This window comes from Streptomyces sp. NPDC058470 (genome assembly GCF_042721055.1).
GTDB lineage: Bacteria > Actinomycetota > Actinomycetes > Streptomycetales > Streptomycetaceae > Streptomyces.
The window spans coordinates 80,911-107,139 of the sequence record NZ_JBHXMF010000032.1 but is presented as its reverse complement, the minus strand read 5'-3'; the positions used below and the strand labels follow the sequence as shown (position 1 = coordinate 107,139).

The window sequence follows — 26,229 nt, the reverse complement described above, 5'->3', positions numbered from 1 at the left end:
CGCCCCTACCCGTCCCTTGTTCCTGGGGGCTGCCGCCCCCAGACCCCCGCTGTCGCGCTGAACGCGCTTGTCCTCAAACGCCGGACGGGCTGAAAGTGCTGCCCCCGTGGGTGGGTGGGGGATCGGGATGGCGTCGCGTCGCGGTCGAACGCCAGGCGGGCTGAAAGATCTCTGGGTCGGGGCTGGGTGGTAGCGCCTCGTCCTCAAGTACTGGGCGGGCTGAGAGGTTTCCCCCGGGTGGGAGGTCGGGATGGCAGCGCATCTCTCGCCACCCGCCGCAGACCCGGAGACCGCCGGGCCGGAGCCGAAAAGCATTGCTGCCGCCCCACGGCCCGCAGCCGAAGGGCGGCGGAAGGGGGCGTGCCGGTACGTCCAGATGCCCGTCGCGTACGTTCGCGTCACCGGACCCGCCACTCCCTGCCCGACGTCTGATCCGGCGGCGACGGGCGGGACGTACCGGTGCGCCCCCGACCCACCCACCCACTCAGCCGGGCGCGTTCACGGCTCCGCGGTCTTCGCCTCCAGGCTCGTGCGAGTCGCCCGGCCGTACGTCCCCGGCTCGTCGGCCGTGATCCCCCATGTCCGCTGGAAGAGGGTCACGGCATCCTCGACCTGACTGTCGTAGTCGCCGTCGGCTTCACCGATGTACAGGGCCAACTCGGCCAGGCGCAGCTGAAGTTCGGTGACCTCGGGGCCGCTGTCGCCGCGGTGCAGGACCTCGACGGCGGTCTCGTCGTCCGGTGCGACGCCGGTGGCCTCCACCGCGTCGTCGGCGTTCTCCGGCGTGGTCGTCCGCGTTGGGGTGGCTGAGGAGGACGCGGTCGCGGCGGAGCTCGATGCGGGTGGCGCCGAGGCCGACCGGCTCGTGCTGGGCGACGGGGCCGGGGCGGCCGGCGCCGGCGTCGCCGACGACTCGCTCGCGGACGGCGACGCTGAAGGGGACGAGGGCGACGCGTCCGGCACGCTCGCCCGTATGAGGTCCGGCGCGGCCTCGTCCCGGGAGGGAGACTCGTACGTGAAGAACCCGCTCGCGAACCCCGCAGCGGCCACCACCGTGGCCACGGCCCCGCCGACGCCCAGGAACACGAACCGCCGCCGACGCCGGGCCGGCTCATCCGGACGCTCGCCGACGCCGACGCCGACGCCGGCCCCGGCCGCGACCCCGCCCGGCACCGCGGCAAGCCGCATCGTCGCCGCCGAGGCCTCCTCGGAGACCTCCGGCACGGCGACCGGCACCGGCGCGTACTTCGGCACCAAACCACTGGTGCCGCTACCCGCCTCCCCCGCCTCCAACTCCACGTAAGGCCGAATCCGCAGCGGATCAAAGTCCTCCGCCGCAGCTGCCTCCGCGGTACGCGCATCCCGCAGCGCGTCCGACGCCCGCTGGGTGCAGCCGCATGTCGGGGTGCCCTGCGGCGTGCGGGGTGCTGTGCACTCGGGGCAGACATGCTTGTTCGGTTCAGTCACGCGTGGGTCCCTCCCCTCTCCTCCCCCTGAGGAACTCCAGAGATTATCCGTATGTCCCCCATAAACTCCCCGGAGCCCCCGGAATCTCTCCCTCCGCAGGAGCAGACGGGACTCAACAGGCCATAATCGGTCACACCGATCAGGATGGAGGATGACCGAGACGCGGGGACCGGCGGGAGGTCCGCATGACCGAGGACGGGCACGGCACGGACGGCGAGCAGCCCGGGCCGCAGGGTGGGAACCCCGCCCCGCTGGGACAGGGGGGAACCCCCGCTCCGCTGGGACAGGGTGAGAACCCCACCCCGCGGGGTGTGAACGAGAGCGCCGACCGGCGCCGCGACGCGGCCGCCACCGATGCCGGCGAGACCGCCCACGGCAGCGTCATCGTCTCGATCGGCGCACTGCTGCTCGGCATGCTGATCGCCTCCCTCGACCAGACGATCGTGTCGACCGCGCTGCCGACCATCGTCAGCGACCTGGGCGGCATGGAGCACCTGTCGTGGGTCGTCACCGCGTACCTGCTCGCGTCGACCGCGGCGACCCCGCTGTGGGGCAAGCTCGGCGACCAGTACGGCCGGAAGAGGCTTTTCCAGACCGCGATCGTGATCTTCCTGATCGGTTCCGCGCTGTGCGGCCTCGCACAGAGCATGCCTCAGCTGATCGCCTTCCGGGCGTTGCAGGGCCTGGGCGGCGGCGGACTCATCGTGCTGTCGATGGCGATCGTCGGAGACATCGTCTCGCCGCGCGAACGCGGCAAGTACCAGGGCCTGTTCGGCGCGGTCTTCGGTATGTCGAGCGTGCTCGGCCCGCTCCTCGGCGGGCTCTTCACCGAACACCTGAGCTGGCGCTGGGTCTTCTACATCAACCTGCCCATCGGCATCGTGGCGCTCACCGTGATCGCGACCGTCCTGCACATTCCGGTCCGCTCCAAGAAGCATGTCATCGACTACCTCGGCACCTTCCTCATCGCCGCCGTCGCCACATGCCTGGTCATGGTGGCCTCGCTCGGCGGCAGCACCTGGGGCTGGGGCTCGCCGCAGATCATCGGCCTCGCGGTGCTGGGCGTCGCACTGGCCGTGGTCTTCGTCAACGTGGAACGCAGGGCGGCCGAACCCGTCCTCCCGCTCAAGCTCTTCCGCATCCGCACCTTCGTCCTCGCTGCCGTCATCAGCTTCATCGTCGGCTTCGGGATGTTCGGTGCGATGACCTATCTGCCGACGTTCCTCCAGGTCGTCCAGGGTGTGACGCCGACGATGTCCGGCGTGCACATGCTGCCTATGGTGTTCGGCCTGCTCATCGCCTCCACCGGCTCCGGGCAGATCGTCAGCCGCACCGGCCGCTGGAAGGTGTTTCCCATCGCCGGTACGGGGGTCATGGCCCTCGGCCTGCTGCTGCTCCACCAGCTCGACGAGTTCAGCGGCACCTGGGAGATGAGCGCGTACTTCTTCGTCTTCGGTCTGGGCCTCGGTCTGGTCATGCAGGTGCTGGTGCTGATCGTGCAGAACTCGGTCTCGTACGAGGATCTGGGCGTCGCCACCTCCGGCGCCACCTTCTTCCGCTCAATCGGCGCCTCGTTCGGTGTGGCCATCTTCGGCTCGCTCTTCGCGAGCCGTCTCGGCGACAGGCTGACGATCGCGCTGAGCGGACAGCAGCTCCCGGCGGGCATCAGCGTGAACACGCTCAAGGCCGACCCGAAGGGCATCGCCGACCTGCCGTCCGCGCTGCGACCGCCGGTCGTGCACGCGTACGCCTCCTCCATCACCGATGTCTTCCTGTACGCCGCCCCGGTCGCCCTTCTGGGCTTCGTACTGGCGTGGTTCCTGCGCGAGGACAAGCTGCGCGGGTCGGTCACGGCGCCGGACGCCGCCCAGACGCTCGCGACCAATCCGGTGCAGCGTTCGTCGTACGACGAGGTGTGCCGGGCGCTGTCCGTGCTCGGCACCCGCGAGGGGCGGCGGGAGATCTACGAGAAGATCACCGCGCGGGCCGGCTACGACCTGCTGCCCGCCGCGAGCTGGCTGCTGCTGCGGATCAGGAAGTACGGATGGGCCGAGCCCGCCCAGCTGTCCGAGGGCAGCGCCGTACCGCTGCCCGTCGTGATGGCCGCGGCCCGGCAGATCGAGGAGCGCCGGCTCGCCGTCCGCGAGGGACTCGACCTCGTGCTGACGGACGAGGGCCGGGAGGCCGCCGGGAAGCTGTCCCAGGCGCGTGAGGAGTCCCTGGGGGAGTTGCTCGGCGACTGGTGGGGCCCGGACCGCCCGGCCGATCTGGCAGGCCTGGTCAAGGAGTTGAACGCGGAGCTGTGCGGCTCCGACGGAGAACGCCCCCACAACGGCACGGTGCCCCGCCGCACCACCTGACCCTCACCGGCCCGACGTACCCACCCGCTTCTGGAACCAGTGCTCGGCGTAGACGTCGTCGTTGTGCGCCGCGGTCTCCACGTAGCCGTGCCGGGCATACAGCGCACGCGCCTCCACCAGGTCACCGCGGGTGTCGAGAACCAGCCGCTCGGCGCCGAGACGCCGCGCCGCCTCCTCGGCCGCCGCGAGGAGCACGGGGCCGCCGCCCTTGCCGCGCAGGTCCTCGCGCACGAAGACCCGTTTCAGTTCACCGGTGCCAGCGTCGAGCAACCGCACGCCCGCCGTGCCGCCGGGCTCCCCGGCGTACCGGGCGACCAGCAGTATCCCGCCCGGCGGCACGAAACAGGCCCCGTCGTCGGCGGCGACCTCCCGCTCCAGCTCCTCGGGATCCGTCGGGTGCCCCTCGTGCAGCCGGTACCAGCGGTCGCTGACCTCCGTGTAGTACGACCGCCAGAGCGCGGCGGCGATCGGGGAGTCGAAGGGTTCGGGGGCGACGGTCCAGGAAGCCGGCGTACGGGGCGTGGTCATGGCGGGCATTGTCGCGGGTCGTCGTGCCGGGCAGGCAAGCGGATTTCGGTGGACGGCCCTGCGGCGCGCACTGTTTGAGAGGCGCTGTGCGGGCAACCCGGTTGGTGCACCGGCCCGACGTTGGGCCGGGAATACCTCGGAAGGCACCCATGTCCACAGGCGTGATCATCGCTCTGATCGTGATCGTGGCGGCCGTTGTCGTTGTCGCGGCCGCCGTGACCCTCCTCGCTCGAAGGCCGCAGGGCGGGCGCAGCCTGCAGCGGCGCTTCGGGCCCGAATACGACCGGGCCGTCGCCCGGCACCACGGAGACGTGAAGGCCGCGGAGCAGGACCTCGCGGAACGCGTGAGCCGGCACGGTTCGCTGCGGGAGCGGGCCATCGAGCCCGCGGTCCGCGAGCAGTACGCGGCCCGCTGGGCGGCCGCCCAGGAACGTTTCGTCGAGTCGCCGCAAGAAGCCGTGGCCGAGGCCGACCAGCTGCTCGGCGAAGTGGCCGGCGCCCGGGGGTTCCCCGACGGCGGCCAGTACGACGAGCAGTACGCGGCACTCTCCGTCCACCACGGCCCGCACGTCCACGGCTACCGCCGGGTGCACCGGGCCGCGCAGGCCCGCGTCCCGGACGGTCATGGCAGTACCGAGGAGCTGCGCGAGGCCATGATCGAGGCCCGCGTCCTCTTCGAGGAACTGGTGACCCCCAGCGGCCAGGACGCCCCCCGTCACCGGACGGACGCGGACGAGAAGTCGTCCACCGCACGGACCACAGCCACCCGCCCCGAGGGCTCCGCCCCCGAGGGCCGATCCCACCTGCCCTGGTCGGTCAACAAACGCCAGGCGAAGGGGAGTTGAGAAACGTGAAGGACATCTCGGACGACGGCACCAAGGACCCGGCCCGCCGCGACGAGTCACGCCCCGACGCGGTCCGCCCGGACCCGACCCGCCGCGATGAGCCCCGCCCCGACGCGACCCGTTCGGACGCGGCCCGCTCGGACTCGACACGTTCGGATCCGACCCGCTCCGACCCGATGAAGGGCCGCGTTCCCCCGGTGCCCGGCGAGGCCCCTCCGGCCCGCGAGGTTCCCGCGGGCCAGAAGTCCCCGCTGGGCGAGGACACGAACGCCCGCCGGACGGACCCGGCCCGCCCCACCGCGGCCCCCGCCTCCGCCCCTGGTAGCGCGCCCCGTGAGGGCATCGGCACCTCCGGCATGGGTTCCCGCGAGGGCACCGGCGCCCTCGACCGGGAGACCGGCGACAGCGCGAACCGCGACAGCGCGAACCGCGAGAGTGCGGCCCGCGAGGGCAAGGGCGCCACACCTACGGGCGCCCACGCACGGCCCACCGCGCAAGAAACCCGGCAGCTCCCGGACCAGGATCACGATCACGATCACGATCACGATCACGGCACCCGTCTGCTCCCGCAGGACGAGTGCGACAAGTTCGAGCTGCGGATGCGGCACGCGGTCGGTGGGTTCGTCGACGGGCCCCGGGACTCCGTGGCGGAGGCCGACCAGGTGCTGGAGGAGCTCGCCGCACGGTTCTCGGACGCCGTCACCCGGCGGCGCAGCACGCTGCGTACGTCGTGGCAGCAGAAGACCGGCGAGAAGAAGACCGACGAGAAGACCGGCAACGGCGCCGACACCGAGCAGCTCCGGATCGCCCTGCGGGACTACCGCGAGGTGACCGAACGCCTGCTCCACTTCTGAACCGGCGACGCACCCGGCGTACGGGTGCACAACAGGCACCTAGTGAGGCCGCGCCCCGGACCATGTCCCGGGGCGCGGCCTCAGTCGTCACCGGGCGGCGGCGGCCGGACCTTCCCGGCGCTCGCGCCACTCCCGGACGATCTCCTCGACGTCGTACGGCTTGAGCCCGAGGGGAGGGCCGGGCGGCGGCTTGAACATGACCTCGCGGATCTTGGCGTTGATGTCCTCGACGATGCGGCGCACGACCCGCTCCGAGGGTGCCGCGGAAGCCGCCACGAGCGCGTCCTCGGCCTCTTTGCGCAGGGCCAGCGTGGGAGGCAGCACGGAGAGGCCCTCGCGGACCATCTTCCGCTTGATCCACCACAGTTCGTCGTACGACGTGTCCGTGATCTCGGGCATCGGCTTGCCCGCACCGGGGAGATCCGCGAACTCCCCGCGCGCCTCCGCTTCACGGATCTGCCGGTCGACCCACGTCTCGAAGCTGACACCGGGTGGCTTGCGCTCGGTCATGGGTCCATTGTGCAGGAGGCTGCACGCAGGGGCGACGGGGCGAACTATCATTCGGCGGCGGCGCGTCAAGCACGCTCCGTAGGTGGACAATTGGACGGCGGGAACCGAAGGAGCGCACGTGCTCGAACTCACCATGGCATCGGTCACCGGGGCGGACGCGGGCGCGACGGCCGGGATGCTGATGGCCGACGCGCCGAGCGACCCCGGTGCCATGCTGCGGGTGGGCCGGGACAAGGCCGTGTGCCGTCTCGTGACCCCGGATGACTGGCTGTTCGTGTCCAGGGTGCACCTGGAGTTCCTGTGCGGCCCGGACGGCTCCTGGCAGGTCACCTGGCTCCAGGGCTCCCAGCCCGAGCCGTCCTCCGAGGTGCGGCTGACGCTGGCCGGCGAGCTGACCCAGCCCCTCCCGTACGGCGGTACGGCCAGGCTTCCCGCAGGCAGCTCCGGCGAGATCGTGATCCTGGACCGCACCGGCCCGTACAGCGTGAACGTGGGCTTCTACCACGAGGTGTGACCGGTGTATCTAGGCCAATACCCGCGCCAGCGCGAACCCGTCGTACCCCTTGCTTCCCACCGTCTGGATCGCCGTACCGCTCAACTTCGGGTGAGTGGCGATCAGTTCGAGCGCGGCCCGGGTGCCCCGCACGCTCGGGTCGGTGCTGCCCGCGTCGGTGACCGCGCCGCTCCGGACGACGTTGTCGACGATGATCAGGCTGCCCGGCCGGGTGAGCTTGACGGCCCACTCGACGTAGTGCGGGTTGTTTACCTTGTCCGCGTCGATGAAGACGAGGTCGAACGGCTCCGGGTTCTCCTCGGCCAGCTTCGGGAGCGACTCCAGGGCGGGCCCGACCCGTACCTCGGCGATCTTGTCGAGGCCCGCGCGGGCGAGGTTGCCGCGGGCGACCTCGGCGTGTGTGGGGTCGTACTCGAAGGTGATCAGGCGGCCGTCGGCCGGGAGGGCGCGGCCCAGCCAGATCGTGCTGTAGCCGCCGAGGGTGCCGATCTCAAGGATGCGGCGGGCGCCCTGGATCTGGGCGAGGAGGTGGAGCAGTTTGCCCTGGTTCGGGGCGACGTGGATGGGGGGCAGTCCGGCCGCGTCGCTGTCGCGCAGTGCGGCGATGAGGGCCTCGTCGGCGGGGGCGAGGAGGGTGGTGAAGTAGTCGTCGACGTCGTTCCAGAGCTGCGACTCGGTCATGCACCATGCCTTTCGTATGCCTAGTTAGATGCGCTAACTAGTCCATGAGGGGAATCTAGTCGCGGAAGCCGGGCGTTGTCAGTGGGTTTCGCCCTGTTCACGCCCGGAACCCGGTCGGGCGACGGTGGTTTCGAGCCAGGCCCAGGCGGTGGTGGGAGGCTCTCTGTGACCTGCGTCGCGGACCCGGGGTGGAACGGAACCGTGCGCCGACTATCGTCATCCGGACAAAAGACGGAAGGACGTCAGGTGAAGAGGGGGTTGCCTGCGTCTTTCACCGGAGGCGGTGCGAGCCTCATGGGGACCGGGACGGGAACCCGCGCACGGGACGCGTGGGACGAGCGGGGCGGGAGGGCCGGCGCGGCGTGGCGAATGTGGAGCACGGCGGAAGAGCGGGTAATGCCTTCGGCGCGGGGGCGGCCGAGCGGGCGAAGGCACGGCTGAGGGTTCTCCGCATCGGGCTGTGGGTGATAGCCGGGATCCTCGCGGTACGGCAGCTCGCCGTGGTCCTGAGCACCCCGAAAGGGGAGCGGGTGACGGATCTGGAGACCTGGGTCGGCACGAACGGCGTGCTTCATGTGAAGGGGTCGCTGTACGACTCGACCAAGTTCACCGGCACCCCCTTCGGCGGACTCGTCCTCAAACCTCTCACCCGTTCCGCGGAGCAGGCCCTCGGCTGGGGCTGGACCTTCGGCACCCTGCTGCTGGTCGTCGCGCTCGGCCTGGTCGCGGCACGCGCCCTGCCCAAGCCCGTGACCCGGCGGGCGTCCCTGCTCGCCGCGCCCGTCACGATCAGCCTGCTGATGCTGTCGCTGCCGGTGCGCAACACCCTCTACCTCGGCCAGACCAGCATCATCCCGGTGCTGCTCGTCCTGCTCGGCTGCTTCGCCGTACGCGGGCAGCGGGCCAGCGGCGTCCTGATCGGCCTCGCCGCCGCCCTCCAGCCCACCGTGCTGCTCTTCGCACCGCTGCTCTGGTTCACCGGCCGCAGACACGCGGCCGTGTCCACGGGGGTCACCTTCGCCGCCCTCACGGCGGTCGCGTGGGCCGCGATGCCGCACGACTCGTACACGTACTGGGTGCACCACCTGGCCGGCGTCGGGCTCGGCGGCAAGGCGGACGACCTCGCCAACCAGTCGCTGCACGGGGCGCTGCTGCGGCTCGGCCTCGAAGGCCCGCTGGAGATCGGGCTGTTCCTGCTGCTCGGGGCGGCCGTCGCGGTCCTCGGCATGCGCCGCGCCGTGCGCTACGCACGCGACGGACAGCTGCTCCTGGCCGTCGCGATCACCGGCTGTGTCGCGGTCGCCGTCTCACCCACGACCTGGCAGCACCAGCTGCTGTGGGTGCTGCTCGCGGTCGTCGGCCGGGTCGGCAAGAAGACCTCGGACCGCTATATGTGGCCCGTCGCCGTCGTCCTCGTGATGACGCTGCCCGCCAAGATGATGCTGCCGAACATGCCGGCGCTCTACCCGCTGCGCGACAACGTGGTGCTGATGGCCGCGCTCGCCGCCGCCCTCCTCGTGCCCTTCCTGTCCCGCACGTCCGAGTACTACCGACGGCCGATCCCCACCGAGTACGCGCCCCCGGTCCCCACCCGGTGGAGCCGTCTCCCGCTGCTCCCGTTCCTCGGCAGGGTCTTCTCCCGCCCGAACCTGCTGCTCGAACTCCTGCTGATCCGGGTCGGCTACTCCGCGTACCAGCAGGTCAGGCTGGCCGCGACGGGCGGCAGCAACGCGGGTGGCCGGGTCACCGCCGAACAGCACGGCGACCAGATCCTCTCGATGGAGCGGTTCCTGCACATCGACATCGAGCGCTGGGTCAACCACACGGTCGTGAAGATCGACTGGCTGCGGAGCTTCTTCGACTTCTACTACGCGTCGTTCCACTTCATCGTGCCGCTGTCGGTCCTCGCCGTCCTCTACGTCCGCCGCCCGGCCGACTACCGCTGGGCGCGCTCGGCGCTCGGCTTCGCCACCCTGGTCGCGCTCGTCGGCTTCTGGCTCTACCCGCTGGCCCCGCCGCGCCTGATGCCCGGCCTCGGCATCGTCGACACGGTGCACGGCGTCCAGGACTTCTCCAAGCCGGACTACGGCACTCTCACCGCCCTCACCAACCAGTACGCGGCGATGCCCTCGCTGCACTTCGGCTGGTCCCTGTGGTGCGGTGTGGTGATCGCGATCCTGGCGGCGAAGTGGTGGATGAAGGCGCTGGGCCTGCTGCACCCCTTCTTCACCGCCTCGGCGATCGTGGCGACCGGCAACCACTGGATCCTGGACGCGGTGGGCGGCGCGATGGTCGTGGCCGCGGGCTTCGGACTGACCTATCTGCTCCAGGGGCCGCGGCCCCTGGAGCAGCTGAAACCGGTCGAGGTCAGCACGAGGGAGCGGGTTGCGGTGACGGGCCGTACTCGGAGCTGATCCGGTACTCGCCCGAGCGGAAGACCGTCAGCCGCGTGAACTCGCCTTCCTGCGCGAGGCAGGCCCCGTCGGCGTGCAGCCACGGTGAGTACGCGATCCGCACGGTCACCGAGCCGGTCCGCGGCACCCGCACGTCGACCTCGGCGCTCGTGGTCCGCGCCACGGTGGCGGGCGCCGTCACCAGCGGCACCGCGTCACGCACCCGGAACACCCGCCAGTGGGCGTCGCTCCACACCGGCTCCAGCCACGCGGGCGGGTTCTGGACCAGGCGGGCCTCCTCCTCGGCGAACCCGTCCGGCTTTCCGTCGGGCAGGACGACGAGGCCGACGGCCCAGCGGTCCAGCCAGGCACGGTAGGTCGCCGCCGAGAAGGTGCCGTCGTAGAAGAGCCGGCCGCGCTCCATGTCCAGCTGGCGGTTCCAGCCGCGCGCCATGTTCACGTGCGGGGCGAGCGCGGTGGCCTCGCGGTGGTTGCGGGCCGGGACCACCTCGACGCGGGTGCGGTCCGCGCCGAGCCGGTCCAGGGCGCCGATGACTCCCTCGGTGTCGGCGGCCCAGGCGGGCACGACGGTCGACACCTCCAGGTCATCGACGGTCTTCTGGCCGACCCAGAAGAGCGAGTAGCACAGGGCCGCGATCAGCGCGGTGCGCCGGACCCTCCGCAGACGCGGCGTGCCCAGCAGCACCGCAAGCAGCACGGCCGGTGCGAACAGCTCCGCGAACCGCTCGACGTTCGTGCCGACGGGCGAGGCGATCAGATACGTCAGCACGGTCCCGGCCGCGTAGACGACGCCGCTCCACCGCGCCACCCGCCAGCCGCGCGGGGCCAGCACGGCCACCACCAGCCCGAACAGCACAGGTGGCCAGATACGGCCGGGCGGCATCAACTGCTCGCCGCTGAACGGGAACAGCAGCGTCGTCGCCCCGACCACGACAGCCGGCGGCGCCAGCAGCACACAGGCCCGCACCCGGTCCCGTGCGACGAGATACGCCGCCCCCACCACCGCAAGGAACAGCCCGGCCACCGGACTTGCCATCGTCGCGAGGGCCGCGTACGCCGTCGCGAGCAGCAGTCGCCGCTCGCGGGTCAGCAGGACGCAGGCGGCGAGCCCGAAGGCCACGCCGAGCGTGAAGGTGGCACGCCCCGACGCGACGTTGCACCACAGCGCGAGCGAGGCGAGCAGCGCCGGGCCCAGCGGCCGCCGTATCCCCGTACGGCCGATCAGCACAGCCGCCAGCCAGCAGGCGGCGAGCCCGGAGACCACGGTGACCGTGCGCACGCCGAGCCCGGCCATCAAGTACGGCGAAATCAGGCTGTAGTTGGCCGTGTGCATCCCGCCGTACCAGAACAGGTTGTACGCCGATCCGCCGTTCCGCGACGCGAAGCCCGCCCAGGCCTCCTGGGCCGCGAGATCGCCGCCGCCGGTGGCGAGGAACACCCACCACACCACGTACAGCGGAAGCGTGGGGAGCGTCGCGAGGAGCGGGAGGCGGTGTCGGCGCAGGAAGCCGCGGACGCGATGGTTCCGGGGCGGAGCCGAAGTGTCCGGCCGGACGGCGGTTGTCAGGTCGGTCAGTTCGGCGGAGACCACGGCTCTGATTCGTCCATTCGAAGTCTTTGAAGGTGTGGGTTGGTTGCGCCCAGTGTGAAGACGCGAGATGGATCAGAAACGTTCATCAGGATGCCGCGGGAAGTCGGGCCAAGGACAATGTCGGTGGAGGCCGCATGGACGGTGACGACATGGGCAACGGTGACGGTGTGGAGACGGACCTCGTGAGGGGGCGGGAGGCCTGTCGGCGGGGGGCCTGGGACGAGGCGTACGAGCTGCTCGTACGGGCCGACGCGGGGAGTCCGCTGCCTGCCGGTGACCTGGAGCGGCTCGCCGAGGCCGCCGACATGGTCGGGCGCTGCGACGACACGGTGCGGCTGCTGCGGCGGGCATATCAGGAGCACGCCGGGTCCGGCGCCGTCGGGCCCGCGCTGCGCTGTGCGTACTGGCTGTGCAAGACGCTGGCGTGGGGCGGCGAGTTCGCGCAGTCGGGGGTCTGGTCGACGCGGGCGCGACGGCTGGCCGATGCCTCTGCCTCGCAGGACTGTCCGGAGTTCGCCTACCTGCTCCTGCTCGACGCGGAGCTGCTGTTCAGGGCGGGGGAGTACGCCGAGTGCCTTGCGGTGGCGCGGCGGATGGGCCCGTTGGCCGAGGCGGGCGAGGATCCCGACCTCGTGGCGTGCGTGGCGATGACGCTCGGGATCGGGCTGGTCAAGAGCGGCGAGATCGGGGCCGGGCTCGCCCAGCTCGACGAGGCGATGACGGCGGTTGCCGGCGGAGAGCCGTCGGCACGGGCGACCGCGATGGTCTACTGCGTCGTCATCGGCGTCTGCGAGGAGTACCAGGAGGTCCGCCGGGCCCGTGAGTGGTCCGACGCGCTGGCCGACTGGTGCGCGGCGCAGCCCGACTTCACCGGCGCCTACCGCGGCCTGTGCCGGGTGCACCGGGTGGCGATCCTCCGGCAGGGCGGCGAGTGGCCGGACGCGGTCCGCGAGGCACGGCTGGCCTGCGACCAGCTGACGGGCGGATACGGTACGGCCGTCGCGGGCGGGGCGTACTACCAGCTCGGCGAAGTCCACCGGCTGCGTGGTGAGTTCGCCGACGCCGAGCAGGCGTACCAGGACGCCCTGCGGTACGGCTGGGATCCACAGCCCGGCACGGCGCTGCTACGGCTGGCCCAGGGCAGGCGGGACACGGCCGTGGCGGTGATCCGCAGGGCCCTCGCCGAGACGTCCGGGACGACCGCGACGCCGGGACCGGGCGGTACGGCCGGCGCGGGGGAGCCGATGTCCCGGGTACGACTGCTGCCCGCGGCCGTGGAGATCCTGACCGGCACGGAGACGGCTGCCGTTCCCGACGACGACCTGGCCGATGCCGCACGGGCCGCCGCCGAGCTGGCCGCCTTCGCCGAGGCGTACCCGGACACCACGGCACTGCAGGCGATGTCCGGGCACGCCACCGGCGCGGTGCGGCTCGCCGGGGGAGCCGCGGGAGACGCGCTGCCGCTTCTCCGCCAGGCCGTCCGGCTCTGGCACGAGCTGGACCTGCCGTACGAGTCGGCCAGGACGCGGGTGCTGATCGCCCGGGCCTGCCGGACGCTGGGCGACGAGGACTCCGCCGCGATGGAGCTCGACGCGGCCCGCCAGACGTTCGCCCGGCTCGGCGCCGCCCCGGACCTCGCCCGCGCCTCCTCCGCCCCCGGCGGGCGGGACGGCGACTGCGGGCTGTCGCCCCGCGAGCTGGAGGTGGTCCGGCTGCTCGCGGCGGGCGGCACCAACCACGCCATCGCGGCCGAACTGGTCCTCAGCGAGCGCACGGTTGCCCGGCACGTGAGCAATATCTTCGGCAAGCTCAAGGTCGGCTCGCGTACGGCGGCAGCCGCGTACGCCTTCGAACACGGGCTCGTAGGGCGGGACAGACCTTAGAGCCCCCGGTGCGGCGCGGCCGGGACCTGGGCCTGCTGCGGCGACCGGGCGTGATGCGTAGAACTGCCCATGCCCGCTCCTGCCGGTTGGGCATTCCTGTCGATGCGGGCGGGGTCGGTGCGCGGCGAGTATCGATATCCGGCCGGATGTCCGGCAGGAGAGGAGCACGCTGTGATGAGGACCGAGCGGATCGAGACCGTGGTCGTGGGTGGCGGCCAGGCAGGGCTCGCGACGGGATACCACCTGGCCCGGCGCGGGCGGTCGTTCGTGATCCTGGACGCGGGTGAGCGGATCGGCGACGCGTGGCGCAAGCGCTGGGATTCACTGCGGCTGTTCACCCCGGCCCGCTACGACTCCCTGCCCGGCCTGCCGTTTCCCGGCCGGAGCTGGTCGTTCCCCTCCGCCGCCGAGTTCGCCGACTATCTGCGGGACTACGCGGCGTGGTGCGAACTGCCGGTGCGCACCGGTGTCTTCGTACGACGGCTGTGGCACGACGGGGAGCGATACGTCGTCGAGACGGCCGAGTCGGCGGACGACGGGTCGGCGGACCGGGAGTGTCGTTACGAGGCGGAGAACGTCGTCGTGGCCGCGGGCTTCGACCGCCTCCCCAAGACCCCCGACTTCGCGGCCGACCTCGCCCCCGACGTCGTACGGCTGCACGCCGTCGACTACCGCGGCCCCGCCCAACTGCGGGACGGCGACGTGCTGGTGGTCGGTGCCGGAAACTCGGGGGCGGACATCGCCCTGGAACTGTCCGCGACCCACCGCGTCCTGCTGTCCGGCAGGCATCCGGGGAACCTGCCATGGCGGATCGACTCCGCGGCGGCCCGGGTGCTCAGCCCCCTCCTCTTCTTCGCCTTCCGGCACGTCCTGACCGTACGCACACCGATCGGCCGCAAGGCCCGGCCCCGCATCCTGACGCACAGCGGCCCGCTGATCCGGGTGAAGTCCAGGGATCTCGCCGCCGCGGGAGTGGAACGCGTGGGCCGCGTGGTCGGCGTACGCGACGGGCAGCCCTTCTTCGCCGACGGCTCCGACGGCTCCGACGGAGGCGCGGCCCGGGTTGCCAACGTCGTGTGGTGTACGGGCTTTGCCCCGGACCACAGCTGGATCGACCTGCCGGTCTTCGGCACGGACGGCGAACCGCGGCAGCGACGCGGAGTGGTGGACGCACAGCCCGGCCTCTACTTCGTGGGCGGGCTCTTCCAGCACTCCTTGTCCTCGTCGATGGTGCAGGGGGTTGGGCGGGACGCGGGCCATGTCGTCGAGCACCTCGACGCGCGAGCGGGGCGGGTGACGCGGGCGGCACGGCTCACGGGTGCGCGCGGCTGAGGAACCGGGTGGTCCGGGCGATGGCCCGGTTCCCGGGCCGCGTCGGTGTCCTGCTCCGCCGGTTCACCGGCGCGGGGCGGTCGCCGGACGCCCCTGGAGTCCGGCGTGGCGCAACTGGTGGGCCGGGCCCGTCGCCCGGAGAGGTTGTCGTACCCGCCGCCGCAGCCGCGGCGACCATCGCCTCCGCCGACATCTCCAGCCGCACCCCCTGAACAACCGTCACGTCTCCGACGGGGCGAGAGTTCCTCCCAGGCACTCGAACCACACGGTCTTGCCGTCCCCGGTCGGCTCCACGCCCCACTCGTCGGCCATCGCCTCGACCAGGACGAGGCCACGGCCGCCCTCCGAGTCGCTGTCGTGGGCCGCGACGGTCGGGAGGTCGGCCGAGCTGTCCGACACCTCGACGCGGACGCCGTACGGCTGTCGCAGGACCAGCAACTCGCAGCGGCGGTCCGGCACATGACGCAGCACGTTGGCGAGCAGCTCGGTGACCGCCAGGCCCACCGGGTCGGCCAGTTCCGGCATCTCCCAGTAGCGGAGGTACGCGCGGACGATCCGCCGGACGTGACCGGCCGAGTGTTCGCCTACCGTGAAGCGCATGCCGTACTGGACAGGTGGGGGAGGAATGAGTTCGTTCACAGGACGAGCGTGACGGCCACTCGCTACGCTGAGCTACCGAGCGAACACAACTGACTCGCGGGCCGAGTTGGGCGAGAGGGGCCGTGCGTGACCAACATCAGCATCCTCGATCCGAGCGCGTCGCCGCTGGACTACTACGGCTTCGAGCTGCGGCGGCACCGGGAGGCCGCAGGACTGACACAGAAGCAGTTCGGAGACATCGTCAACTACACCGGGTCACTGGTGGGACAGATCGAGACGGCTCGGAAGCTGCCGACGGTGGTGTTCAGCGAGCGGGCGGATGCGGCGCTGGGGACCGGGGGGTTGTTGTCGCGGTTGGTGGGGCTGGTGTTGCGGAGTCAGCTTCCCGGGTGGTTTCAGCAGGTGGCGGAGCTTGAGGCTCGGGCGATCGAGATCTGTACTTTCCAGGCGCAGATGGTGCACGGGCTGTTGCAGACCGAGGCGTACGCGCGTTCCGTGCTCGGAGCGCTGGACAGCAGCAGGCTGGATGACCGGACGGCCGTGCGGCTGGCACGGCAGCGCATCTTCGAGAAGGCCGAACCGCCGGTGCTCTGGGCGGTCATCAGCGAGGCCGCGCTCTACCAGGAGATGGGCGGTCCGGAGACCATGCGGGGTCAACTGGCCCAGCTGTTGGATTTCGAGGCGAACCCTCGGGTCAACATCCAGGTGCTGCCGTACTCGGCCGGTGCCCATACCGGGCTACAGGGTTCCTACACCCTCTTCCGCTTCGCGAGCGACCCGGACATCTCCTACACCGAGGGTTACGGGATGGGTCATCCGACCGCCAACCCGGACACTGTCAAGGACTGTTCGCTCCGTTACGATCATCTTCAGGCCGCCGCGCTGTCCCTCAGGGACTCGGCGGAGGTGATCCGGCGCGCAATGGAGGAACGCTATGGGGAACAACGCGATTCCGACCGGCATCCAGTGGCGTAGGTCCAGCTACAGCGGCGACCAGGGGGGCGAGTGCGTCGAGTGCGCCCCGCTCGGCCCGCTGGCCTGGCGAAAGTCGACGTACAGTGGCGACCAGGGCGGCAGCTGCGTCGAGATCGCCCCAACTCCCTGCGCCGCCATCGCCGTTCGCGACTCCAAAGTTCCCGGGGGCCCCGCCCTCACCCTGACCCCGGCCGCCTTCACGGCCTTCGTCACCCAGCTCTAGCCCCCCGGGGATACGGCTACCGGGTCTTCTCACCCATGATCCATCGAGATTTCTCAATGGCGTCATGGACGTCGGGCTCTGGCCCCCTGCCGTATTTCTCGGTGAAATGGGAAACGGGGTGGCTGGACAGCTCCCACCCGGACCGGCGCAGTGCTTCCGCGGAGTCGGGGCGGGCGTCGGAGTTGAACAGTGAGCTGAGGTGTACGCCCATTTTCTCTTTGGTTTCGGCGTAGATCTCGCTGGCGCGCAGCTCTTCCTTGTCCTGGTCGACAAGGATCTCGTAGCCGATCCGGCTTCCTGGAGCCGATGCCGCGTTGATCGCCGCGAACATGCGCGTCTCGGTGTCCGCGGACAGGTACGGGACGACGCCTTCGATGGACCACACGGTTTTCCTGTTGCGGTCGAAACCTGCCGTCAGCAGGGCGTCGTCCCAGGCTTCTTCCAGGTCTGCGGGCACGTAGTGGTGATCAACAAACGTGGTTGCCTCGATCTCCGCGAGAACGCTTCGCTTGAAGCGGTGTACGGCGGGCCGGTCGATTTCATGGAGAGTGGTTCCCGGCTTCCAGTCGAGCCTGGCGACCCTCATGTCCAGCCCTGCGCCCAGGAGCACAACCTGTTGAATTCCGTCGTGATTCGCCTTGAGAAGGAAATCGTCGAACGCTCGGCAGCGCAGTCCGAAGTACCTTCCGCCGCGTCCCCATACGGAATCGTCGTCGCCTTGCTCAACGTCTTCAATGCGCAGGGGAAGCTGGTGTGTGGCGTCGGCGGCCTTCACGAAACGCTCCGCGTAGGGGTCGCTGATCAGGCCGTTGACATGGTGAGTCTCGATGGACCGCGCCGCGGCGACCACAAGGGCGGTCCAGCCGAGCTCGTCGACAACGGGAGAACGCTCGGGCTCACTCATGGCCGTCTCTCCTGTGTGGGGGATTGCAGGAGTAAACAGTAGCTAGGGCCGTTGTGGATTCGGTAAGAGCCCGCACTCCAAGGGCTGTCCAGTAAGTGATCTCGGGGCCGGTTCAGACACCCCGCGCACACGGTTGACCAAGCCTCGATGACAGGATGGTCGCCCACGATCCTGAGGGGCCATGTCCGTGCACACGCCTGCCGAGAAGCTCGAACTGGCGCGCGCCGAGCAGGACAGCTCCGTCCTCCATCCACTGGCGCGATGTCCGTACCCCTTTGTCTGGCATGCGCTGGCCGCCAATCCCCATACGGCGCCCGAGACTCTCCTGGAACTGAGCACGGCTCAAGACAGTTCCTGGAACGACAACAGGCTCCTTCGCCTCCTGGCGGAACATCCCCGCGCGGACCGCACAGTGCTGCGAGCCGTCCGTGATGCCGCGGCGGCCAAGCTCACCGAGGGCGAGCGACCCTATGCCGCCGTGCTCGCGCTGGCAGGACGGACGGAACTTGCGGCGGAAGAGGTGAGACAGCTCGGTGCTCTCCGTGGAACATCTGCTCGGCTGCGCAGCCACCTCGACCGGCGCCTGAAGCTTCGCGCTTGACCCGCTTCAGGCGGACCGGACCGCGGACACCAGCTCCTCCGCGGTGACCACCCGGGCGAAGCCCCCGCCGTGCAGGGTCACGGCAGTCGCTCGGGACAGCTCGTCGGCCGTCAGGGACCAGCCGAACGGGCCCGCCTGGTCGAAGGTGTACGTGGCGTCGTAGGCGAACAGGACGTCGTAGCCGAGGTTGCCGCCCATGCGGGCGGTCGTCTCAGCGCACATGTTGGTCTGGATACCGGCGACGGCGATCTGGGTGATGCCCTCGGCCTTGAACCAGGCGTCCAGGTCGGGGGTGCCGTAGAACGCCGAGTTCACGGTCTTGGTGATGAACAGTTCCGGGCCCTTGCCCAGTCCGCGCCGTTGCTCGACGTAGTCCTTGAGGTCGTTGCCCGGCTGTCCGGGCCGCAGCGGCGAATCGGGCTTGACCGAGTCGTGCCGTACGAAGACGACCGGGCGGCCGGTGTCCTGCCAGGCGGCGAGGAGGGCGGCGATGTTCTCGTCGGCGGCGGGGTTGTTGCGTGGGCCCCAGGACCCCAGGTCGTCGAAGCCCTGCTGTACGTCCACCACTACCAGCGCCGCGTTCTCTGTGATCTCCATGCTGACCATCGTGCCGCCGTCCGCACATTCGGGCCAGGGGGCAGGAAGCCAGCGTTCGATGGTTTACTGCCAGGGTGACCAAGTCGACCACACTGTCTCATCGCATCGCCCTTCTCGCCTTCCCCGGCGTTCGGGCCTTCGACGTCAGCGTGATCACCGAGGTGTGGGGTGTGGACCGTACCGACCGTGGCGCACCCGCCTTCGACCTGCGGCGGGTCGCCGCCGACCCCGCCCCCGTGGCGATGCGCGGCGGGCTCGCGGTCACCCCGGACCGGACGCTGGCGTGGCTGGCGAGGGCCGAGCTGATCGTGGTGCCGGGGCTCGATGATCACGTGACGCCCGCGCCGGAACCCGTGCTGGAGGCGCTGCAGCGGGCCCATGCCCGGGGGACGACCATCGCGGCGCTGTGCGGCGGCGCTTTCACGCTGGCGCAGGCGGGGCTTCTGGACGGCCGGCGCGCGCTGACGCACTGGAATCTGATCGACCAGTTGCGGCAGCGGCATCCGGGGGTGCGGGTCGAGCAGGACGCGTTGTTCGTCGAGGACGGCAACATCTGGACGGCCGCGGGGACGGCCGCCGGGATCGACCTGTGCCTGCATCTCGTTCGTACCGCTCATGGCGCGGAGGCCGCGGCGGCGGTGGCCCGTTCGATGGTCACGGCGCCGTTCAGGACCGGGACCCAGGCGCAGTTCATCGAGCACCCGGTGGCAGCCGCGGACCCGGACGCCGACGCGCTGGCCGCCGTACGGGAGTACGCGCTCGGGCATCTCCACGAGCCGCTCACCGTGCCCCGGCTCGCCGCCCGCGCCGGGATGTCACCGCGTTCGTTCGCACGGCACTTCGTGGCGGCCACCGGGTCAACTCCGGTGCGCTGGTTGCTGGATCAGCGCGTCGCGGCCGCGCAGAGGCTGCTGGAGGGAACCGGTCTGGCCATGCCCGAAGTGGCCCGTCGGGCGGGTTTCGGGAGTGAGGTCACCATGCGGCAGCACTTCGCGGCGAGGCTGGCGACGAGCCCGCGCGCGTACCGTGCGTCGTTCGCAGGGGCAGGGGCAGGGGCAGGTGGAGAGGGCGGGGGAGGCAGGGGCGGGGCGTAGGGACGGTGGGTGCCCCTGCCTCCCCCGAGACGGGCCGACGGTGCCGGGAGGGCGTCGGCCCGAGCGCGGATGCGGCGTTGCGTTATGTGTGGCTGACCTGGAGTTCCTTGACGCCGTTGAGCCAGGCGGAACGGAGGCGACGGGGGTCGCCGGCGAGGCGGAGGTTCGGCATGGCGTCGGCGATGGCGTTGAAGATGAGGTCGATTTCGAGGGTGGCGAGGGACTTGCCCAGGCAGAAGTGCGGGCCTCCGCCGCCGAAGCCCAGGTGGGGGTTCGGGTCGCGGGTGATGTCGAAGAGTTCCGGCCGGTCGAAGACCTCGGGGTCGTTGTTGGCGGAGGAGTAGAAGATGCCGACGCGCTGGCCCTTCCTGATCTGCTGCCCGCCCAGCTCGGTGTCCTGGGTCGCGGTGCGCTGGAAGGAGACGACGGGGGTCGCCCAGCGGACGATCTCCTCGGCGGTCGTCTTCGGGCGTTCGCGCTTGTAGAGGTCCCACTGGTCGGGGTGGGTGAGGAAGGCGTGCATGCCGTGGGTGATGGCGTTGCGGGTCGTCTCGTTGCCGGCGACGGCCAACAGCAGGACGAAGAAGCCGAATTCGTCGGAGGCCAGGTTGCCCTCGTCCTCCGCCGCCACCAGCGTGCTGACGATGTCCTTGGCCGGGCACTGCTTGCGGTCGGCAGCCAGGTTCATGGCGTACGAGATGAGTTCGGTGGCCGACTCGGCGCCCACCTCCTCGGTGATCGCGTACTCCGGATCGTCGTACGCCACCATCTTGTTGGACCAGTCGAAGATCTTGGCGCGGTCGTCCTGCGGGACGCCGATGAGCTCGGCGATGGCCTGGAGGGGCAGTTCGCTGGCGACCTGGGTGACGAAGTCGAAGGCGCCGTCGGGGCCCGCGCCCGCGAGCGCGCTCTCGACGATCGAACCGGCCCGGGCGCGCAGGGCGTTCTCCAGGGAGCGGATCGCGCGCGGGGTGAAGCCGCGCTGCACGATCTGGCGGACCCTGGTGTGCTCGGGCGGGTCCATGTTGAGCATGATCAGCCGCTGGACCTCTATCGTTTCGCGCTTCATGTGCTCGTTGAAACGGATGACGGCGGCGTTGAGGAACGAGGAGAAGAGTTCGGGGTGTGTGGAGACGTACTTGACGTCCGCGTGCCGCGTCACGGCCCAGTAGCCGTCGTCCTGGAAGCCGGCTATTCCGTGCCGTTGGGCGATCCAGTGGACCGGTTCGGTCGCGCGCACCTCGGCGAACTCCGGGAGAGGCACCCGGTGGTGCAGCAGATCGGGGTCGGTGAAATCGAACCCTTCGGGCAGCGCTGGACAGGGCATCGGCAACTCCCGCCGTTCAGACGGCCTTCTGGTCTTCTCGGTGTCCCCGACTGTTCTGACGGTCCATCAGGGATGGGGAAACTGCCGTGAAGGTAGTAACGGGTTCTACAACCCGCAAGGGGCACGGCAGCCCGAATCGTGTGCGGGATTCGTACGGAACGCGAGTTCTACGGCTGCACGACCCTTGCGGCACCGGGGGGTTGCTCAGCAGACTGCACACAGAACTAGAACGCGTACTAGTTCGGCGCGGCGGGTGGCCGGGACGCCCGCGCCGCGCGGGTGGACAGGCCCAAGGAGAGGACGAGCCCCCATGGTCGCGGAACCCGTCATCGTCGAAGCCGTACGCACCCCCATAGGCAAGCGCGGCGGCGCGCTCGCCAATCTGCACCCCGCCTACCTGTTGGGCGAGACCTACCGTGAACTGCTGGGCCGCACCGGCATCCAGGCCGACTGCGTCGAGCAGATCGTCGGCGGCACGGTGACCCACGCCGGCGAACAGTCCATGAACCCCGCCCGCATCGCCTGGCTCACCATGGGCCTGCCGTACGAGACCGCCGCGACGACGGTCGACTGTCAGTGCGGCTCCTCGCAGCAGGCCTCGCACATGGTCGCCAACATGGTCGCGGCGGGCGTCATCGATGTCGGGATCTCCTGCGGCGTCGAGGCGATGTCGCGGGTGCCGCTGGGGTCCGGGTCCAAGCACGGGCCGGGCAAGCCGTTCCCCGACGAGTGGAACGTCGACCTGCCGAACCAGTTCGAAGCGGCGGAGCGCATCGCGCGCAATCGCGGTCTGACCCGCGAGAACGTCGACTCGCTCGGGCTGATCTCGCAGGAGCGCGCCGCGGGCGCCTGGTCCGAGGAACGCTTCAAGCGCGAGACCTTCGCCGTACAGGTGCCGACCACGGAGGAGGAGCAGCGGGCCGGGCAGGGCATGTGGCGGCTCGTCGACCGTGACGAGGGTCTGCGCGACACGTCCATGGAGGCACTGGCCCGCCTGAAGCCGGTCATGCCCACCGCCGTTCACACGGCCGGCAACTCCTCCCAGATCTCCGACGGCGCCTGCGCGATCATGTGGGCGTCCAAGCGGATGGCCCGTGCGCTGAAACTGCGCCCGCGCGCCCGGATCGTCGCCCAGGCCCTGGTCGGCGCCGACCCGCACTTCCACCTCGACGGGCCGATCGACGCGACGCGCGCCGTGCTCGGGAAGGCCGGCATGTCCCTGAAGGACATCGACATCGTCGAGATCAACGAGGCCTTCGCGTCAGTGGTGTTGAGCTGGGCCCAGGTCTTCGGGCAGGACCTGGAGAAGGTCAACGTCAACGGCGGCGGAATCGCCCTTGGGCATCCGGTCGGCGCGACGGGGGCGCGGCTGATCACCACGGCCCTGCACGAACTGGAGCGCAGGGGCAAGGAGTTCGCGCTGGTGACCATGTGCGCCGGTGGGGGGCTGGCCACCGGGACGATCATTCAGCGGTTGTAGGCGTTTGGCCGAGGGTTCGTCATTGTCAGCCGGCCGGGCGATCGTCAGCTCGGTCGGCGTCGTCCTGTGAGCTTGGCAGCCGTAGTCCCGCGATCAGGAGCTCGACCAGGCGGCGGGCGTCGTACTGGGGGTCGTCGTGTGCGCCGATGCAGAGGTTTCCGACGCCTCGCATGAGTTCGTAGGCCTGGATGTCGGGGCGGATCTCGCCGGAAGTGACTGCCGCGTCGAGGAGTTGGGTGCAGACGGGCAGGAGGCGGTCGAGGAAGTAGGCGTGCAGGGTTTCGAAGCCGGTGCTGTCGGACTGGAGTGCGGCGGCGAGGCCGTGTTTGGTGACCAGGAAGTCGACGAAGAGGTTGATCCACTGGCCCAGTGCGGCGTGCGGGGTCGCGCTGGTCGCCAGCAGGGCCGGGCCGGCCTCGGCGCAGGCTTCGACCTGGTGCCGGTAGACGGCGATGATGAGGTCCGCCCGGGTCGGGAAGTGGCGGTAGATCGTGCCGAGGCCGACGCCCGCCTTGGCCGCGATGTCCCGTACCGGCGCCTCCACGCCCGAGGTGACGAAGACCGCGGCGGCCGCGGCGAGCAGGGTCTCGTTGTTACGCCGGGCGTCCTTGCGCTTGGACGGGGCCGCTGCCTGGCCGGCTCCCTCTTCGCTGTCGTTCACGGTGCCGCCGCTCCTTTCGCCATGGCTCGCTGTCGCGCGCTAACGGAACATGGTTCCGTTTGCTCATGATGCCACGACGCCTGACGATCTTCTCAGGCCGGTGACAGCTTCACGTGTGAGCATGGGCGCCGCCCCGGCGGGAGCGTTTCCGGCGGCGGCCGTACTGCTTTTCTGTGGAGGTCCATATGAGTTCCTACCGAGCCATGTCCCTGCTGACCACCGTCCTGGCGGCGGGAATGGCGACGACGCTCGCGGTAGCCCCCGCGTTCGCGGTCACCGCACCGCTGACCCACCCGACGGTGGTCGCGCACTTCGACGTCGCTACCAAGCAGCAGCCCGAGAACATCACCGTGGAGCCGAACGGGTCGGCCGACGTCACCTTCGCCCGGGCCCGGCAGATCGCCCACATCGACAAGGACGGCAAGGTCACGGTCCTGGCGACGCTGCCCGCGGCCACCACGGGCACGGCGTCCGCGTCGGGCATCGTCCGCACCTCCGACGGCACGCTGTACGTCAACTACAACGCCGGTGCGAACTCCGGCATCTACCGGCTGCGGCCGGGCGGCACGCCTGAACTGATCGCCTCCCTTCCCGATGTCGGCGCCCTCAACGGGCTCGCGCTGGACCAGAAGACGGGGACCCTGTATGCCACCGACTCCAAGAAGGGCGGAGTCTGGCGGGTCTCGCTGAAGACCGACGCGGTCGATCTCTGGGCCTCGGGTGAGCAGTTCGATCCCGGCGCCGCGGGAATCGCCTCCAACGGCATCAAGGTGCACAACGGTGCGGTGTGGGTCGGCAACACGGACCAGGGCACCCTGACCCGTATCCCCATCCGCGCCAACGGCAGCGCCGGCACCTTCACGACGGAGGCCACCGGGCTGGGCGGCATGGACGACTTCGCGTTCACGGGCAAGGGTGACACCGTGCTGGCGGCGATCAATGTCGCGAGCGAGGTCTACCTGGTGAAGCCCGACGGCACCCACACGACCGTGCTCACCAGCGCCGACGGGCTGTCCAACCCGACCTCGGTCGCGGTACGGGGGAACACCGCGTACATCGCCAGCGGGGCGTACTTCACGGCGAAGGACCCGAACCTGCTGGAGGCGCAGATCGCCCACTGACCGGACCTCTCGGTGATGGGTCACCGCTCCCGGCCGAACGCGGTCACCGCAAGGAGCCCCACCGCCAGAGCGGCGATCAGGAGCGGAATCCCCAGACCGTGGTGGAGCATCAGCCACGCGCCGAGCAGCGCTCCCGCGAGAAGCGCGAGCACTGAAGCGGCACGGCGCGTGGCTCGGGTATTCTTTCTGCCGGTCAGGTGGGAGTCCGAGACCAGGCCCGTCAGAGTCATCGTCATGACGGTGGTCGTCAGGTCGGGTACGCCGAGCTTGCGTGCGGTCGCGTTGCGCGGGCCCATCGCGAGGGCGCACAGGGCGATGACCGCGTACGTCGTACCGGTCGCGTCCGGGGCCGCGAAGATCACCGCCGGCGCCGTGCCCACCAGCACCGCCTCCGCGGCGAGGGTCACCGGGTCCAGGTCCGCCGCGAACCGCCGCCGAGCCAGGTCGCGACGCGCCCTCCGGCCGGCGCACCCGCCAGGAAGCAGCCAAGCGATGTCGCGGTGTGGGGCGCCGAGAAGCCAGGCGCCCCGGCGGCGGCGAAGCCGAGCACGACCACGTTGCCGGTCATGTTCGCCGTGAAGACGTGACGGAGCCCCAGATAGCTCACCGCGTCGATCAGCCCACTGACCACCGTCAGCGCAAGCAGCACGACAACGAGGGGCAGGCCGCGCGCTTCGGGGTCGCGGGTCGGTGGCTCGGTGCTCACCGGTCCAGTGGACGATGGACGTGGTGGTTGGTCATGTAGGGCAGTACCTGGGCGTGACCGGCCGTTCGTGGGTGTGCGAAAGCGGCGGCCCCGGGGATCGGGGGCCGCCGCGTTCTGCGTGTGTGGTGGCTTAGTACCAGCCGTTGGCCTGCCAGAAGTTCCAGGCGCCGACCGGGCTGCCGTAGCGGTCGTTCATGTAGTTGAGGCCCCACTCGATCTGGGTCTCGGGGTTGGTCTTCCAGTCGGAGCCGGCGGAGGCCATCTTCGAGCCGGGCAGGGCCTGGACCAGGCCGTAGGCGCCGGAGGAGGAGTTGGTGGCGTCGACGTCCCAGCCGCTCTCGTGCTCGACGATCTTGCTGAACGCGCTGTACTGCGAGGCGTCCGGGATCATCTTGTGCGCGATCGTCTTGGCGGAGGAGGCCGAGGTCGTCGCAGCCTGCGCCGGAGCGGCGGTCAGCACCATGCCGGTCGTGGCGGCGGCCAGGGCGACGGCGGTGAGGGCCTTCTTCGGGGAAGCGATGCGACGGATGACGGAGACGGACACGGAGAACCTTTTTCTTCGGGGACAAGGAGTCGTCGTACGCATGCCGGAGCCACGCGGTGCGTGGTGGGAATGCGTCGGCGCCGAGGCCCGGGTGGGCTCGTCGGCGCCTGGCGACTGCTCCAGAGAAACAGGCTGGAGGCCCGTCCGCAATGACCCCTTTTACTAGTGGTGGTCGCATGCGAGTAGAAAGTACCTTGTGTGATGTGGCTCTCAAACCCCAGGTCAGAGGGGTTGCGGACGCGTACATGCCATCACTTTCACCTACGACCGCGCTTCGTATGTGACCAAGGTCCTGTGGGACGGCTCACCCTCCGTGTGACGGACGGCGTGCGCCTGTGCACCGCGTGCTGCCGGACGGTGTGACGGGCACCACGGAACGCCCGGGTTCGAAGGTGACCAGGGTCTCGAAAGCGGCCC

Annotated in this window: 26 protein-coding genes and 1 pseudogene; 15 read left to right on the top strand and 12 right to left on the bottom strand. The window is 70.4% G+C overall.

Features of this window, described 5'->3' with window-relative positions:
- Window positions 1-498: 498 nt before the first annotated feature.
- Window positions 499-762 (bottom strand): peptidoglycan-binding protein, encoded by a 264-nt coding sequence (locus ACFWP7_RS23755; protein ID WP_384384226.1) that lies wholly within the window; start codon window positions 760-762, stop codon window positions 499-501.
- Here ACFWP7_RS23755 and ACFWP7_RS23750 point away from each other — a divergent pair.
- Together ACFWP7_RS23750 and ACFWP7_RS23745 are read left to right on the top strand one after the other, a co-directional pair.
- Entirely contained in the window at window positions 752-1,303 is a 552-nt protein-coding gene (locus ACFWP7_RS23750) for a hypothetical protein (RefSeq protein ID WP_384384224.1), read from the top strand. The two genes, ACFWP7_RS23755 and ACFWP7_RS23750, sit on opposite strands and share 11 nt — an antisense overlap.
- A 349-nt stretch (window positions 1,304-1,652) precedes the next feature.
- The gene (locus ACFWP7_RS23745; RefSeq protein ID WP_384384221.1) at window positions 1,653-3,827 is read left to right on the top strand and encodes a DHA2 family efflux MFS transporter permease subunit; all 2,175 of its coding nucleotides are present in this window, start codon (window positions 1,653-1,655) and stop codon (window positions 3,825-3,827) included.
- Between the two features lie 3 nt (window positions 3,828-3,830).
- Here ACFWP7_RS23745 and ACFWP7_RS23740 read toward each other — a convergent pair whose 3' ends face one another.
- Window positions 3,831-4,364: a GNAT family N-acetyltransferase gene (locus ACFWP7_RS23740; protein ID WP_384384218.1), complete on the bottom strand. Its 534-nt coding sequence runs from the start codon at window positions 4,362-4,364 to the stop codon at window positions 3,831-3,833.
- A 140-nt stretch (window positions 4,365-4,504) separates the two neighbouring features.
- On the opposite strand from ACFWP7_RS23740, the gene ACFWP7_RS23735 reads away from it, so the two are divergent.
- Both ACFWP7_RS23735 and ACFWP7_RS23730 read left to right on the top strand, forming a co-directional pair.
- Window positions 4,505-5,200 (top strand): hypothetical protein, encoded by a 696-nt coding sequence (locus ACFWP7_RS23735; protein ID WP_384384215.1) that lies wholly within the window; start codon window positions 4,505-4,507, stop codon window positions 5,198-5,200.
- A 5-nt stretch (window positions 5,201-5,205) separates the two neighbouring features.
- A complete protein-coding gene (locus ACFWP7_RS23730; RefSeq protein WP_384384213.1) occupies window positions 5,206-6,054 on the top strand; it encodes a hypothetical protein in 849 nt (282 codons plus the stop codon).
- Window positions 6,055-6,141: 87 nt separating this feature from the next.
- Here the strand turns inward: ACFWP7_RS23730 and ACFWP7_RS23725 are convergent, their stop codons facing one another.
- Entirely contained in the window at window positions 6,142-6,564 is a 423-nt protein-coding gene (locus ACFWP7_RS23725; RefSeq protein ID WP_384384211.1) for a DUF1992 domain-containing protein, read from the bottom strand.
- 118 nt (window positions 6,565-6,682) lie between these two features.
- Between ACFWP7_RS23725 and ACFWP7_RS23720 the strand changes: the two genes are divergently transcribed.
- Entirely contained in the window at window positions 6,683-7,078 is a 396-nt protein-coding gene (locus tag ACFWP7_RS23720; RefSeq protein WP_384384209.1) for a hypothetical protein, read from the top strand.
- A 9-nt stretch (window positions 7,079-7,087) separates the two neighbouring features.
- Here ACFWP7_RS23720 and ACFWP7_RS23715 read toward each other — a convergent pair whose 3' ends face one another.
- On the bottom strand, window positions 7,088-7,759 hold the full coding sequence (locus ACFWP7_RS23715; protein WP_384384206.1) for an O-methyltransferase: 672 nt from the start codon (window positions 7,757-7,759) through the stop codon (window positions 7,088-7,090).
- A gap of 362 nt (window positions 7,760-8,121) precedes the next feature.
- Here ACFWP7_RS23715 and ACFWP7_RS23710 point away from each other — a divergent pair, with 362 nt between their 5' ends.
- Window positions 8,122-10,173, top strand: a complete 2,052-nt coding sequence (locus ACFWP7_RS23710; protein ID WP_384384204.1) for a bifunctional glycosyltransferase 87/phosphatase PAP2 family protein — start codon at window positions 8,122-8,124, stop codon at window positions 10,171-10,173.
- Here the strand turns inward: ACFWP7_RS23710 and ACFWP7_RS23705 are convergent.
- Window positions 10,127-11,764 (bottom strand): hypothetical protein, encoded by a 1,638-nt coding sequence (locus tag ACFWP7_RS23705; protein ID WP_384384201.1) that lies wholly within the window; start codon window positions 11,762-11,764, stop codon window positions 10,127-10,129. The two genes, ACFWP7_RS23710 and ACFWP7_RS23705, sit on opposite strands and share 47 nt — an antisense overlap.
- Before the next feature lie 134 nt (window positions 11,765-11,898).
- Here ACFWP7_RS23705 and ACFWP7_RS23700 point away from each other — a divergent pair, with 134 nt between their 5' ends.
- The 3 genes from ACFWP7_RS23700 (at window position 11,899) to ACFWP7_RS23690 (ending at window position 15,191) form a co-directional block, all read left to right on the top strand.
- Entirely contained in the window at window positions 11,899-13,647 is a 1,749-nt protein-coding gene (locus ACFWP7_RS23700; RefSeq protein ID WP_384384198.1) for a LuxR C-terminal-related transcriptional regulator, read from the top strand.
- Between the two features lie 174 nt (window positions 13,648-13,821).
- Window positions 13,822-14,979 (top strand): flavin-containing monooxygenase, encoded by a 1,158-nt coding sequence (locus ACFWP7_RS23695; RefSeq protein ID WP_384384196.1) that lies wholly within the window; start codon window positions 13,822-13,824, stop codon window positions 14,977-14,979.
- 20 nt (window positions 14,980-14,999) lie between these two features.
- The gene (locus ACFWP7_RS23690) at window positions 15,000-15,191 is read left to right on the top strand and encodes a hypothetical protein (RefSeq protein ID WP_384384193.1); all 192 of its coding nucleotides are present in this window, start codon (window positions 15,000-15,002) and stop codon (window positions 15,189-15,191) included.
- 7 nt (window positions 15,192-15,198) lie between these two features.
- Here the strand turns inward: ACFWP7_RS23690 and ACFWP7_RS23685 are convergent, their stop codons facing one another.
- Window positions 15,199-15,618, bottom strand: coding sequence for an ATP-binding protein (locus ACFWP7_RS23685; RefSeq protein ID WP_384384190.1), 420 nt, complete (start codon window positions 15,616-15,618; stop codon window positions 15,199-15,201).
- A gap of 87 nt (window positions 15,619-15,705) precedes the next feature.
- On the opposite strand from ACFWP7_RS23685, the gene ACFWP7_RS23680 reads away from it, so the two are divergent.
- Window positions 15,706-16,554: a helix-turn-helix domain-containing protein gene (locus tag ACFWP7_RS23680; RefSeq protein WP_384384187.1), complete on the top strand. Its 849-nt coding sequence runs from the start codon at window positions 15,706-15,708 to the stop codon at window positions 16,552-16,554.
- The gene (locus tag ACFWP7_RS23675) at window positions 16,514-16,777 is read left to right on the top strand and encodes a DUF397 domain-containing protein (RefSeq protein WP_384384184.1); all 264 of its coding nucleotides are present in this window, start codon (window positions 16,514-16,516) and stop codon (window positions 16,775-16,777) included. The genes ACFWP7_RS23680 and ACFWP7_RS23675 overlap by 41 nt, the downstream gene beginning before the upstream one ends.
- A 16-nt stretch (window positions 16,778-16,793) precedes the next feature.
- Here the strand turns inward: ACFWP7_RS23675 and ACFWP7_RS23670 are convergent, their stop codons facing one another.
- A complete protein-coding gene (locus tag ACFWP7_RS23670; protein WP_384384181.1) occupies window positions 16,794-17,681 on the bottom strand; it encodes an SAM-dependent methyltransferase in 888 nt (295 codons plus the stop codon).
- Between the two features lie 181 nt (window positions 17,682-17,862).
- Here ACFWP7_RS23670 and ACFWP7_RS23665 point away from each other — a divergent pair, with 181 nt between their 5' ends.
- Window positions 17,863-18,282 carry a hypothetical protein gene (locus ACFWP7_RS23665; RefSeq protein WP_384384179.1) on the top strand — a complete coding sequence of 140 codons (420 nt, stop codon included), beginning with the start codon at window positions 17,863-17,865 and terminating at the stop codon, window positions 18,280-18,282.
- A 6-nt stretch (window positions 18,283-18,288) separates the two neighbouring features.
- On the opposite strand, the gene ACFWP7_RS23660 is transcribed toward ACFWP7_RS23665, so the two are convergent.
- Window positions 18,289-18,879: a cysteine hydrolase family protein gene (locus ACFWP7_RS23660; RefSeq protein WP_384384176.1), complete on the bottom strand. Its 591-nt coding sequence runs from the start codon at window positions 18,877-18,879 to the stop codon at window positions 18,289-18,291.
- Window positions 18,880-18,953: 74 nt separating this feature from the next.
- Between ACFWP7_RS23660 and ACFWP7_RS23655 the strand changes: the two genes are divergently transcribed.
- The gene (locus ACFWP7_RS23655) at window positions 18,954-19,973 is read left to right on the top strand and encodes a GlxA family transcriptional regulator (protein ID WP_384384173.1); all 1,020 of its coding nucleotides are present in this window, start codon (window positions 18,954-18,956) and stop codon (window positions 19,971-19,973) included.
- Between the two features lie 82 nt (window positions 19,974-20,055).
- On the opposite strand, the gene ACFWP7_RS23650 is transcribed toward ACFWP7_RS23655, so the two are convergent.
- A complete protein-coding gene (locus ACFWP7_RS23650; protein WP_384384171.1) occupies window positions 20,056-21,300 on the bottom strand; it encodes a cytochrome P450 in 1,245 nt (414 codons plus the stop codon).
- A 310-nt stretch (window positions 21,301-21,610) separates the two neighbouring features.
- On the opposite strand from ACFWP7_RS23650, the gene ACFWP7_RS23645 reads away from it, so the two are divergent.
- On the top strand, window positions 21,611-22,780 hold the full coding sequence (locus tag ACFWP7_RS23645; protein WP_384384168.1) for a steroid 3-ketoacyl-CoA thiolase: 1,170 nt from the start codon (window positions 21,611-21,613) through the stop codon (window positions 22,778-22,780).
- A 25-nt stretch (window positions 22,781-22,805) separates the two neighbouring features.
- Here ACFWP7_RS23645 and ACFWP7_RS23640 read toward each other — a convergent pair whose 3' ends face one another.
- Window positions 22,806-23,441, bottom strand: coding sequence for a TetR/AcrR family transcriptional regulator (locus tag ACFWP7_RS23640; RefSeq protein ID WP_384384165.1), 636 nt, complete (start codon window positions 23,439-23,441; stop codon window positions 22,806-22,808).
- Window positions 23,442-23,626: 185 nt separating this feature from the next.
- Here ACFWP7_RS23640 and ACFWP7_RS23635 point away from each other — a divergent pair, with 185 nt between their 5' ends.
- On the top strand, window positions 23,627-24,562 hold the full coding sequence (locus ACFWP7_RS23635; RefSeq protein WP_384384162.1) for an SMP-30/gluconolactonase/LRE family protein: 936 nt from the start codon (window positions 23,627-23,629) through the stop codon (window positions 24,560-24,562).
- A gap of 20 nt (window positions 24,563-24,582) precedes the next feature.
- On the opposite strand, the pseudogene ACFWP7_RS23630 reads toward ACFWP7_RS23635, so the two are convergent.
- Both ACFWP7_RS23630 and ACFWP7_RS23625 read right to left on the bottom strand, forming a co-directional pair.
- A pseudogene (locus tag ACFWP7_RS23630) lies at window positions 24,583-25,268 on the bottom strand (YoaK family protein).
- A 130-nt stretch (window positions 25,269-25,398) separates the two neighbouring features.
- Complete coding sequence (locus ACFWP7_RS23625) at window positions 25,399-25,812, bottom strand: transglycosylase SLT domain-containing protein (RefSeq protein WP_384384159.1); 414 nt, start codon at window positions 25,810-25,812, stop codon at window positions 25,399-25,401.
- Window positions 25,813-26,229 lie beyond the last annotated feature (417 nt).